At 44.5% G+C, this 12,028-nt stretch carries 11 protein-coding genes; 4 read left to right on the top strand and 7 right to left on the bottom strand.

Annotation, left to right across the window (positions count from 1 at the left end; genetic code table 11):
- Positions 1 to 15: 15 nt before the first annotated feature.
- The 5 genes from R3D00_29190 to R3D00_29170 are packed head-to-tail and all read right to left on the bottom strand — an operon-like array spanning position 16 to position 5,238.
- A complete protein-coding gene (locus tag R3D00_29190) occupies positions 16 to 1,350 on the bottom strand; it encodes a DUF58 domain-containing protein (protein ID MEZ4777287.1) in 1,335 nt (444 codons plus the stop codon).
- Positions 1,351 to 1,371: 21 nt separating this feature from the next.
- Entirely contained in the window at positions 1,372 to 2,346 is a 975-nt protein-coding gene (locus R3D00_29185; GenBank protein MEZ4777286.1) for a MoxR family ATPase, read from the bottom strand.
- Between the two features lie 29 nt (positions 2,347 to 2,375).
- Entirely contained in the window at positions 2,376 to 3,599 is a 1,224-nt protein-coding gene (locus tag R3D00_29180; GenBank protein MEZ4777285.1) for a DUF4350 domain-containing protein, read from the bottom strand.
- The gene (locus R3D00_29175; protein MEZ4777284.1) at positions 3,596 to 4,273 is read right to left on the bottom strand and encodes a DUF4129 domain-containing protein; all 678 of its coding nucleotides are present in this window, start codon (positions 4,271 to 4,273) and stop codon (positions 3,596 to 3,598) included. The genes R3D00_29180 and R3D00_29175 overlap by 4 nt, the downstream gene beginning before the upstream one ends.
- Positions 4,273 to 5,238 carry a stage II sporulation protein M gene (locus R3D00_29170; GenBank protein ID MEZ4777283.1) on the bottom strand — a complete coding sequence of 322 codons (966 nt, stop codon included), beginning with the start codon at positions 5,236 to 5,238 and terminating at the stop codon, positions 4,273 to 4,275. Before R3D00_29170 ends, R3D00_29175 begins: the two co-directional genes overlap by 1 nt.
- Before the next feature lie 80 nt (positions 5,239 to 5,318).
- Between R3D00_29170 and R3D00_29165 the strand changes: the two genes are divergently transcribed.
- The 3 genes from R3D00_29165 (at position 5,319) to R3D00_29155 (ending at position 8,050) form a co-directional block, all read left to right on the top strand.
- Positions 5,319 to 6,065 carry an RDD family protein gene (locus tag R3D00_29165; GenBank protein ID MEZ4777282.1) on the top strand — a complete coding sequence of 249 codons (747 nt, stop codon included), beginning with the start codon at positions 5,319 to 5,321 and terminating at the stop codon, positions 6,063 to 6,065.
- A gap of 253 nt (positions 6,066 to 6,318) precedes the next feature.
- Positions 6,319 to 7,182: a hypothetical protein gene (locus R3D00_29160; GenBank protein ID MEZ4777281.1), complete on the top strand. Its 864-nt coding sequence runs from the start codon at positions 6,319 to 6,321 to the stop codon at positions 7,180 to 7,182.
- 130 nt (positions 7,183 to 7,312) lie between these two features.
- Complete coding sequence (locus tag R3D00_29155; GenBank protein MEZ4777280.1) at positions 7,313 to 8,050, top strand: phosphatase PAP2 family protein; 738 nt, start codon at positions 7,313 to 7,315, stop codon at positions 8,048 to 8,050.
- On the opposite strand, the gene R3D00_29150 is transcribed toward R3D00_29155, so the two are convergent.
- Positions 8,051 to 9,709, bottom strand: coding sequence for a T9SS type A sorting domain-containing protein (locus tag R3D00_29150; protein MEZ4777279.1), 1,659 nt, complete (start codon positions 9,707 to 9,709; stop codon positions 8,051 to 8,053).
- A gap of 181 nt (positions 9,710 to 9,890) precedes the next feature.
- On the opposite strand from R3D00_29150, the gene R3D00_29145 reads away from it, so the two are divergent.
- Positions 9,891 to 10,670: a DUF547 domain-containing protein gene (locus tag R3D00_29145; GenBank protein ID MEZ4777278.1), complete on the top strand. Its 780-nt coding sequence runs from the start codon at positions 9,891 to 9,893 to the stop codon at positions 10,668 to 10,670.
- 57 nt (positions 10,671 to 10,727) lie between these two features.
- On the opposite strand, the gene R3D00_29140 is transcribed toward R3D00_29145, so the two are convergent.
- On the bottom strand, positions 10,728 to 12,023 hold the full coding sequence (locus tag R3D00_29140; GenBank protein ID MEZ4777277.1) for a replication-associated recombination protein A: 1,296 nt from the start codon (positions 12,021 to 12,023) through the stop codon (positions 10,728 to 10,730).
- Positions 12,024 to 12,028 lie beyond the last annotated feature (5 nt).

The raw sequence follows: 12,028 nt of genomic DNA, 5'->3' as shown, positions 1-12,028 counted from the left end.
TTGGCAAAAAAATAGTCAGATCATTGCACGTGATTTCAGCTCGAGATATTTGTTTACAGTATTTACCGTGAGATGCTCCGGCGGTGTAAGAATAGAAATAATTCCATGTTGTTCCAGTTCCCGCACAATTTGTTTTTTTTCAAAAGCGAAGTTTTCGCCGATGGTTTTGATGTAAATATCCTCAAGTTTTTGAGGCGTATCGTCCAAGAGTTCGCGAAGTTCGGTATTTTCAAAGAAAATTACGACCAGTAAATGATGTTGAGACAATTTTATCAGATAGGGAAGCTGTCTCCGCATGGCAGATACCGATTCAAAGTTTGTAAAAAGAATGAACAGGCTCCGGTGAGCAATTTTTCTTTTGACAAAGGTATACAGCCTGGCGTAATCTGCTTCGAGGAAACGCGTCGTTTGATTGTACAAAACCTCCATGATCAGGCTCATCTGTGTGGCTTTGCTACTGGCCGGGACACTCGTACTGATTTTTTCTGAAAAGGTAATCAGCCCTCCTTTGTCTTTTCTGTAAATGGCGATATTGGACAAAACCAGTGCTGCATTGATGGCATAATCGAGGAGCGTCATGCCTTTGAAGGGCATTTTCATTACCCTGCTTTTATCTATCAGGCAATATACATTTTGCGCCCGCTCGTCAATGTATTGGTTCACCATCAGCTTGTTGGCGCGGGCTGTTGCTTTCCAGTTGACGGTGCGGTAATCATCTCCCCGGATATATTCTTTGATCTGCTCAAATTCGGTGGTATGTCCCAGCCTGCGGATTTTTTTCACCCCCATTTCTGTCAGCCGGTTGGAAATGGCCATTAGCTGGTATTTTCGCATTTGTATATAGGATGGATAAACGGGAACCATTTCCTTGATAGCAAACTGATAGCGCTTTCTGACCAGACCTAAAAAACCTGAGACAAAGACGTTTAGTGCTCCAAACCAGTACTCACCGCGGTTTACGGGCCGTATCAGATAGGTCAGTTCACTTTTTTTACCCGGGGCAGATTCTAGTTCAAATTGCAGGTCTCGCATTTGGAACTGCACCGGAACTTCGTCAATGATGATGAGTTTTACGGGAAAAGTATAACGGTTCTCCACCGTAATTTTTACGGGGTTTTGGTCTCCGTTTGAAAATTTTTCATAGGTCTCTCTTGTCGCAGAAATTCCGTCTTTTTCCCTGAATATGAGGAAAATATCGAGTACAGTAAATGCAGCGATCAGCAGCAGGCTTACTTTTGCCGCAGGCAATAATCCCGGAACTACAAACGCAGCCATAAACATGGCTGTATTGATTCCCAGCAAAAGGAAGAGTCGGTTGTTGAGATAGAGACGCTGGAAAAATAATATCATAGCCTGATTGTAAATGCGGGATTAACGGGGTACTTCGACACGTTCTACTGTCCGGATAATCACATCTTCCGGTGTGGCGCCTTCCATTTCCTTTTCGGGGGTAAGAATAATCCTGTGCTGAAGTACAGGACTGGTTATATACTGAATGTCTTCCGGTGTAACAAACGTTCTGCCCCTGATGGCTGCAAGCGCTTTGGAGGCGGTCATAATATTGATAGAAGCGCGGGGAGATGCGCCGAGGTAAATATCTTTATTATTTCGGGTGCTGGCTACAATCTCTACAATGTAGCGGATAAGATTGGGTTCGATATGGATTCCCCGTACAATTTCCTGAGCAGAACGAATCGTGGTGGCATTTAATACCGGCTGGACCTGGCTGATATCATTTTGGTTTTTTCGTTTCTGAAAATCGCTGAGGATACGCACTTCATCATCGGGAGAAGGGTAACCCACCTCGATTTTAAAAAGAAACCGGTCAAGCTGAGCTTCCGGCAGCCGGTAGGTGCCTTCTTGCTCGATCGGGTTCTGTGTGGCAATAACGATATATGGGGGGGCCATCTGATAGGTGATCCCGTCCATCGTTACCTGACGCTCTTCCATGACCTCAAACAAGGCCGCCTGGGTTTTTGCAGGTGCGCGGTTGATCTCATCTATGAGGACAATATTGCTGAAAATCGGTCCCCTTCGAAATTCAAATGCGGCAGTTTGTGTATTAAAAACCGATGTGCCCAGTACATCTGAGGGCATAAGATCGGGGGTAAACTGTATCCTGGAAAATCCCGTGTCAATGGATTTCGCCATGAGCTTGGCTGTCAGCGTTTTGGCTACGCCTGGTACACCTTCAATCAGGATATGACCGTCAGACAAAATCGCTGTGATTATCAGCTCTACCATTTTGTGCTGACCTACAATGATTTTTCCGACTTCCTGTTTGATTTTCTCCACGGATGCGCGGAATTCACCAAGCTCTGTGTGTGTATTAAAAATTTCTTCCATCAAAGATTTATGTTCCGTTTAATTAATTTTTATACCCTGTGATAAAAATCCTCCAGCAATTGATTGAGAGAGATTAATTGTTCTTCACTGATCGCCGTATGGTTTTTGATAAAGTCTATGGTTTCGCACAATTGGCGGATATCCGTTTCGGGGATTCCCGACTTTCCTGCCAGGTTACGGATAAATTCATCATCAAAGACCTTGGTTTTCAGGAAATAACGGGAGCGTACATACTCCAGAAAAACTTTAATTCTTTTTACAGCGATTTTTTGATGGTCTCCATTTTGGTAGTAGAGCCTTCCAATCGTTTCTGTAAAATCGAGTGTCGTATTGGGTAAGGGTTTGATGATCGGAACGAGGCGCTGGGTACGTTTGCTTTCAAAAACGGCGTAGATGAATATCGCTATCAGAAAAAGCCAGAATCCCCAGCGAAGCGCTTCCTGCTGCATGATATAGTCCCAGGCGGAAGGTCTTTCGCTATCCCCGTCATAGCCATTTTTAGACCGAAGATTGTTGATTTTGTAATACTCGTCCCAGAAAACCGTCTGCCCTTCCGGCAAAAAAGATAAAGCGTGTGAAATATATTGATGATTGCGGGGGTGCACCATATAATAGTTTGTAAATGCCCGGGGGTCAGTTGACAGAAAAAATTTTCCTTCCCCCATACGGATTTCTAGCAGCTTGGCTTTCCCGTCAATGGTTTCTGCCAATACAGTCGTGTGGTCTGCGTTCCACGATTGGAAATAATTAATCATTTTTACACCGGGAAAACGATACATTTCTCCGGCATGCGCTTCATCTGTAAATCGAATATCCACCGAATCTTCCTGACTTTGCAGGTAAGACAGGTTTTCAAAACCGAGGCGTTCTTTTAACGCGGGCGGAAAATAGTAAGCCGCGATAAAGATATAATTGCCTGCTTTGACAAAATTTACCATTTCATCGGCATCGGTTTCGTCTACCGGGAAGTTTTCATTGATGAAAATATAGCTGGACTGTTGATATTCTTCATAGACCAGTTGCTCAAATACGGGCTTATTAATTTCTTTTACAGAGTCAACTTCAAAAATATTTCCCAGCATCTCATACACCAGAAAGGTTCCATATGGGGCCTTGCTTTTGCGGGCAAAAGACTCGCTCCATGAAAATTTTTTGGGCCCCAGAGATTCCTGAAGTACGCCGTATAGGGTGATGACAGCAAGAATAATCCCGATCCCAAACAGCAATTTTTTATGTAAGGGTATCTGTTTCATTGTTTATACTCCAGGCTTGACTGAAATTGGCGGAATATATTTTCTACATATTGATACAACTGACTTGTAACAGGAAAATTTCCATACCAGATATATTCATAACTGATGGTAAGTCTGTCAAAATCTTCCTTTACACGTGTTTGTTGAAGTTCCAACTGATATTCCTGATTGGTTTTAAAGGGTTTCCAGGCGATCCATCCTTTGACCGTCAGTTTCTTGAGGGTTTCAAGATAAAGGAGCCTTACAGCGATTCGGTATTCTCCGTTTTTGATGGCATTTTCGATCATATCTTCAAACATCACCTCACGGATATCGCGTGTGTCCAGCCCGGGAATAAACTCCTGCTCTATCATACGGCTTTTCCTCCATGATATGGATTGCCGAAGCACAAAAAATATCAATACGCCAAGGGTTACAAAGATCGCCGCATAAATGAGCCATTGCAATACAATTGCGATACTCTTTTGCGGTGCAGCAAAATTAAAGTCTTCTTCTTCCGGTAAAGGCTCTGTTCCATAATTGAAATCCCTTTTCTGTTTGTAATCCGAAAGCTTTTCTTCTTCAAAGTTTCGGAAAACGGTTTCATCGGTGGGCGGCACAGCCCGGCATATATTGATGCCGGAAAGCAAAAATAGCAGAGTGGAAAACAGGATAATGGTGTGTCGCTGTCTCATCAATTGATTTTTTTCTCCACGTATCCGGCTTCACGGGTAACGGTTATCGGGTAGATAATATAATACCAAACCACAAAAGCCAATGACAAAATAATGATTAGTAGCTTAATTATCAGCGGCATTTCTGTTAGTCGGGTAATATAGGACTCCAGAAAAGCTGCCAGGAGGAAAACCGGTATTAATCCCACAATTATTTTTACTCCGGACTGGGCTGCCCGCTGTATAGAGTATATGCGGGTATGGGTTCCTGGAAAAAGAATGCTATTGCCCAGCATAAATCCGGCTCCCCCTGCAATGACAATTGCTGAAAGTTCGAGCGTACCATGGATATAGATTACCGGAAGTGCTTCCCAGATGATCCCTTCGGTATGAAACAGCATAAAAAAGGATCCCAGCATCAGCCCGTTTTTGAAAAGTATGTATATGGTGCCAAAAGAACAGAATATCCCCATGACGAAAGCCAGAAAAGAAACCTGAATATTGTTGTAGGCAATCCGCACAAACATGGGGAAGGAGGCTGAGTCTTTATATACGCCCATCGGGTCGCCGTTGTGAATATTTTCCAGCGTCATATCCACATAGTTGTCAGAAAGCACAATCCGGAGAAATTCTTCATCGCTGTAAGCGGTAAAGACTCCAACAATAAAAGTAAAGGTGAAAATCAACATGGAGTACAACATATACTTGTGCGACTCCCGGTATATGAGGGGAAGTTCCGTCGTCCAGAAAGTAAGGAGTCTGCTTCCCTTTTCTTTTTTATTTTTATAGATCGCCAGGTGCGTTCGTGCTGCCAGACCATTAAGATATTTTACCGTCTGGCTTTTGGGGTAAAATGTACGGGAATAAGCAAGATCATCGGTCAACTGAATATAAAGCTCCGCCAGGCGATCAGGGTCGATTTCTTCCTGATTTTCCTGAAACAGCATTCGCTCATATTCCAGCCATTTGTCCTTATTTTGTCGCAAAAAGGCAGGTTCTCTCATCGATTTTATGCTATATTTGTTTGCATAGTGCCTGTGTGAGAAAGATAAGAAAAAAAATATAAATGAATACGATCATTATACCAACTACGCAAAACATTGAGCTGGAATACCCTGTGGCGCAACTTGGCGATCGTATTGCAAGTGGTCTGATTGATCTTCTCGCCTTTGCATTGTATGTGTATGTCTGGGGTTATCTGATTGATAAGTATAATTACCACAGTGAATGGAAGGACTATCTCTCAGACACACTTACCATAATCTCACTGCTTCCAGCGGTTTTCTACAGCCTTTGGTGTGAATTTCTTTTTCAAGGACAGACGCTGGGTAAAAGGTTGATGAAGATGCGTACGATCCGTACCGACGGGGCTCCGGCCACCCTGTCTGCTTACCTGCTGCGGTGGATGCTTCGTATGATCGATGTCTGGCTGAGCGTAAGTATTGTCCTACTGCCGGGGGTTATCGGAATGGTGGCGATTTCCATGAATAAAAAGGGTCAGCGAATTGGAGACATTGTGGCCGGAACATCTGTGATCAAACTTCAACTGGTCACTACTTTTGGCGATACGATGTTTATGGATACTGCGGAAGACTACCAGGTGGTGTTTCCCGAAATACAGAATCTGTCTGACCGCGATGTATCCATTCTGAAAGAAGTATTTGATCTGGGAATTAAAAATTTTAATCCGGAACTGCTCGAAAAGCTCGCAAATAAGGTAAAAGAGGTATCCGGGATAAATACCCGGATGACAGATAAACAATTTCTCGAAACAGTACTACGCGATTACAACCATGTTTTCGGGAAAGATTAGCTGGATCATACTTTGAGCAAAGTGCTATTCCCTGACTAAAAATGATAGATTGGATTTGGTTGTATAGTGATATTTTTAGCAAAACCCTGCTCTGATTGGATAAATTGCAGAAAATAAGAGGTAAGATTTGATTATTCACACAAATAATGTCTATATTCAAACTCAAATCTGGATCGCCCCAATTTTCAGAAGATTTTTGAGTTTTTGTATCAGGCAAATCGATACAACAATAAACTTTAACCTAGTTGTGAGTATGAAGCACGTATTTACCCCTTTAATCGTATTACTTCTTGGAATAAATTGCCTGGCACAACCTATATCATTTTCCGAAAAAGTAAAGTGGGATGCTCCGCAATTCCCTAAGTCGTTTATTCTCCGCAATGATATCAAAGCGATCCATGTGAAAAGCTTTGACGGAAAAGTAGAACCCACCGGAAATTTCAGCGCTGGTACCAGCTATGAATATGATTCCAAAGGTAATCTCATCCAGGTCGTAGAGGTATCCAGCAAAGATACAAGCCGCATTTATGATTATAAATACACCACAAATGGTGTGTTGGGCTGGCAGCATTTGAAAGACAATGTCTGGAATAAAAGTTATAAGTCTGGCTACCGGTTTAATTCCCAGCGCAAAGTATTTCAGGTAAAATCCTATGAAATGCTTCATAATAATGAGGTCATGCTCCTGCATACAAAGGAGTATGTCTATGATGATGACAGCACCCTCATCGCTGTCCGCTGGATGGAAAACAATCGGGTAGTCAAAGTCAACCGCTATGAGTATCAAAAGGGGTTGATGAAATCCGAAATTTTTGAAAATGGCAATGGCGATTTGATTAAGAAAATCATCTATGATTACAATACAGATGGTTTAATTGCCAGGGTAACCACCAAACAGGAACAAAGTACGTTAGGAGAACAGTACGTCTATGAATACAATTCCCGCGGCGATATTACCCGGGTCGAATGGTCTTCAGAAGGTACGCTTCGCGGCACAGTTGCCTATACCTATGACAATACAGGGATGCTTGTAAGAATGAACAGAAATATCATTGATCCCAAATCACCCGATGCAAATCTTTGCCAGGTGTTTGAATATGAAAAATTCACCCGGTAATTATAGATATATACTACTACTCAATACTTGCCTCACGTGAATGACGTGTACAAAATCCCCGGACGAACCGGGGATTTTTTTTAGCCAGTATTTTCTAAACTTTTGCTTAAGGACAACTAAAATTAAAGCTGTGAAACCGATTATCTTCTTTCTGCTCTTTTCTGCTTCTGTTTTCTCTCTGTCTGCGCAATATTCTCCTTACAGAATTACTGCCAAAGGAGATCTGCCGATTACCCTGGGTGCTGTCGGCCTTTCTGCTGCCGGACAGCTTTTTCAGAATTCTGTACAACCTCTGACTGCCGGTGAATTGGCTTCACTCAACCGACTTCAGATCAACCGTTTTGATCGCCCCACGTCATTTAACTGGAATCTGCGGGCAAAAAAAACAAGTGATATTCTGGCTATGGGTGCAATTTTGCTCCCTGCAACCCTGCTTGCGTTTAAACCGGTAAGAGATGATTTTCCCGAGGTGCTGACCATGGGCGTTCAGGCGTTTTCGTTTACTTACGGACTTACAGGTTTTGCCAAGGCTTCTGTACACAGAAACCGCCCGTTTACCTATATCGATGCTACCGGCAACAGCGAGTTATATCAGGCACAGACTGAACGCGATGCGCGGTTTTCGTTTTTCTCCGGCCATGCGTCAATGACTGCAGCTTCTGCTTTTTTTCTCGCAAAGGTCTATAGTGACTATTATCCCCGATCCAGAGCAAAACCATTTGTCTGGACCGGGGCTGTTTTGGTTCCCGCTTTTGTTGGATTTCTGCGGGTAAGGGCCGGTAAACATTTTCCTTCGGATGTGATCACCGGTTATGTCGTCGGGGCAGCTGTGGGAATACTGACACCCCATTTACACAAAAACTTCTGACTAGCGGATAATCACCCTGCGCGAAGCCATCCCCAGCTCCGTGCGAATCTGAAGCAGATACATTCCGGCGGGTATGCCTTGTGCCGTTATATTTTCAGACAGACTGAGCACATTCGTTTTAGTCGATGATAATACAGACTTACCCGTAAGATCAAATAGCTGGATATTGACTTGTTGTACCTTGTCAAGCACAATTTCCAGCGTAAAAGCACCAGCGTTAGGGTTGGGGTAAATGCTGATGTCGCGGAAACCGGCAGCCAGTTCGTCTTCGATGCCTACGTAAGCGAAAATTTCTACGGTATCTGTAACCTCGCAGCCTTTGGCATCTGTTACCGTTACATAGAAAACACCGCCCGAGCTGCCGACACTATCAATACTGTTGGTAATATCCCCTGTATTCCAGAGATAAGTGTAAGGAGGTGTTCCTCCGGCAGGGGTTACCGTTGCCGATCCATATGGATTGCCAAAGGTGGGATCTATGGTTGTAAAGGAAAGTTCCAGAGAATCGGGCTGACTGACGGTTATATTCAGATCTTCGACACAACCCGCTTCATCGGTTACCAAAACCTGCACTACTCCGGCGGAAAGCCCGGTAGCCATCGCACCTGTTTGAGGAGGAGTAGTCTGCCAGTCATAAGAGTAGCTGCCAATGCCACCGGAGACGGTAACTTCAGCGGTTCCATCGGCGTCGCCATAACAGGAAACACTGTTTACCTGTCCGGGCGTAAGGGCAAGCGGAGTGGGTTCAGAAATCACATAAGTATCTGTGGAGGCGCAGCCCAGCGCGTCAGTAACTGTCACATTGTATGATCCCCCGGCAACTCCGGTGATGGTGGCGGTAGTATCGCCATTTGACCATGCGTATGAAAACGGTCCTGTTCCGCCGCTGACATTAATGCTGATGCTGCCCCCGGCACTGCCTGCACAACCTGTCCAGGTTGTTGTATCCAGTACACTGGAAGGCGCATTGCCGTTGGTACCTACGTTGGCAACAAAAGTACTGCTGCAGCCGTCGGGACCTGTAACCACTACACTATATGCACCTGGTGCGAGGTTGCCAATCGTAGAAGTTGTATCGCCGTTGCTCCAGAGAAAGGTGAAAGGCCCTGTGCCGGAAGGTGATACAAGTGCAATCCCATCAGTAGCGCCACAGTTGGCATCAGATACGGATACACTGGCAGTAACTCCTGCATTGACAATCAGGTCATAATAACCGGTAAAATTGGTAGGGATAACCTGTGGTGTACCAATGACTGTGAGGTAAGTATTGGTAAATATATTTATAGAAAAAGTGTCGGCGATGCTGCTGGTTCCAGATACCAGAATACAATAGCTGCCACCTCCCGGAAATGCACAGGTCGGTGGAACACACTGGTAGCTAAAGCCGGGAGGAAGCCCGGTAACACTATCCAGTACTACAGAGTCAATCGGTACGGTAATAGGCCCAAATGGCGACTGGAAAACAGTATCCAGCGGGACCACGAGGGTAATGGCAACCGAATAGGGCACGTTTGCACAGGCAGAAGGAAGCGTAGCCGGGTAAACGCCGGCAGCGGTAAAGGATGGATCCGGGGTACAGACCTGCGCGTGTACAAACTGTACAGAAAAAGCCAGGAAAAGCACCATTACGGTTGGTACAATGGGGATCAGTTTTCTCATGGAATTCAGGTTTAGTTAAATTTTCGCAAATGATATAAAAACAATTGAATTGAAAATGGAATTGGCTCGTTACATATTAGAATCAGCTAATATCACGTATAATGTCATATCTAAGACATTCAGATACGAAGATAGGTTGCTAATTCGTATTCAAACTATAAATTTTAAGCACATTCAATTTATGAAAAGCTCTCTTTCTTACCTGTTATTTATTTCATGCCTTTTGCTCTTTAGTGCGATCTCCTCTCTCTCTGCCTCCGGTGTTTCTGGTAATACTACTACGACAACGGAAGTTGCAAATACCCCATCTGTAGCTATTACGCACGCGGAGTGGGATTATTTGCTGAAAAAATATGTTTCTGCGGAGGGAAAAGTCAATTATCCCGGATTGAAGCAGGATAAGGCCAAACTGGAAGTATATCTGAAAAAACTGAGCACAAATCCTCCCGCTGCAGACTGGTCCTCAAAGGACAAACTTGCCTACTGGATCAATGTGTATAATGCCTTTACCGTCAAACTGATTGTTGACAATTATCCACTCAAAAGTATCCGCGACCTGGGCGAGCCCTGGGACAAAAAGTTTATACTTATAGGGAGTAAAACCTATAGCCTGAACGAAGTGGAAAACCAGATTATCCGCAAGGAATTTGCAGAGCCAAGGATTCACTTCGCCGTGAATTGTGCCTCTTTCTCATGTCCTGCATTGCTCAACGAAGCTTTTACCGGTGATAAGCTTGAAGATCAACTCACCCGGCAGACCAAAGCCTATATCAATAATCCTGCTCACAATACCATTTCTGCGAACAAAGCGCAGGTATCTCAGTTATTCAGCTGGTATGCAGATGATTTCAAAAAATCAGCAGGTTCTGTCTCTGCTTTTATCAACAAATATTCTACCATGAAAATCAAAGATGATTCGAAGCTGGAATACAAAGATTACGGCTGGAATCTAAACGAATAAGATGTAGTGGATCTTTTTCTAAAGCCGGCGCAGATTTCTGTAATCTGTGCCGGTTTTTTATTGGTATTTTTTCCCCCATTGTTTTTCCAGAAACTGTCTGATTTTCGCCTCACCGCCTATGGGTTTGGGGAAATAAAATTGCTTGCCCACCATTTCCTGCGGTAAAAATTCCTGATGATTTTCCTGCCCCTGAAAATCGTGGGAATATTTGTATCCTTTTCCATAATCCATTTCCCGCATAAGTTTTGTCGGCGCATTGCGAAGGTGAAGAGGCACCGAAAAAGCAGGCTGATCTTTGACAAAAGCCATGGCATCGTTGATCGCGATGTAGGCGGCATTGGACTTGTCGCAGGTTGCGAGGTAGGTAGTAGTTTGAGAAAGAATAATCCGGGCTTCCGGCAGTCCGATTACATTCACCGATTGAAAACATGCATTGGCAAGCAGCAGGGCATTGGGGTTGGCATTGCCAATATCTTCTGCGGCGAGGATAATGAGCCTTCGGGCAATAAATTTCACATCTTCGCCCCCGTCCAGCATTCTGGCCAGGTAATATACAGCGGCATTGGGGTCTCCCCCGCGAACAGACTTGATAAATGCCGAGACCAGATCGTAGTGTTGTTCCCCAGTTTTATCATATAAAGCGACATGTTCCTGTGCAGCAGCCAGCAACTCGTCATTGGTTACCACAATTTTTTCCCCTTCCGGATGGGTATTGACGAAGATTTCCAGCAATGTCAGGCTTTTCCGGGCATCTCCTCCCGCGATCCGGTATATGGCGTCAATCTCACGCAGATCGATCTCCCTTTGAGACAGAATTTCATCCTTCTCAATAGCATAGGAGAGCAACTTCCTGACTTCCTCAAAAGACAAGGGTTTGAGCGAATAGACCTGACTTCGCGAAAGTAACGCTGCATTTACTTCGAAAGAAGGGTTTTCCGTGGTGGCGCCAATCAGGGTGATTCGCCCTTTTTCTACCGCACCCAGCAAAGAATCCTGCTGCGCTTTATTAAAACGATGGATCTCGTCGATAAACAAAACCGTGCCCGGTCTTCCTTCGGCAAATTTCAGCACCTCGCGCACTTCCTTCACTCCGGCAGAAATGGCACTCAGCTGTTTGAACGGCTTTTGGGAAGAATTTGCAATAATCTGCGCCAGCGTAGTTTTGCCTACACCCGGCGGCCCCCAGAAGATCATGGATGGAATGCGGTTGCTTTGGATAGACCGCACAAACGGGCTATCCGGGAAAATAAGATGGGTCTGTCCGATCACCTCATCGAGGGATTTTGGACGGATTCGCTCGGCAAGCGGTGCAATATGGGCAGGACTGGTTGTCGGTGTGTGAAACAGATCCATAACCG

It is taken from the genome of Bacteroidia bacterium (assembly GCA_041391665.1).
GTDB lineage: Bacteria > Bacteroidota > Bacteroidia > J057 > J057 > JAGQVA01.
This window is presented reverse-complemented; position numbering and strand designations above follow the sequence as displayed.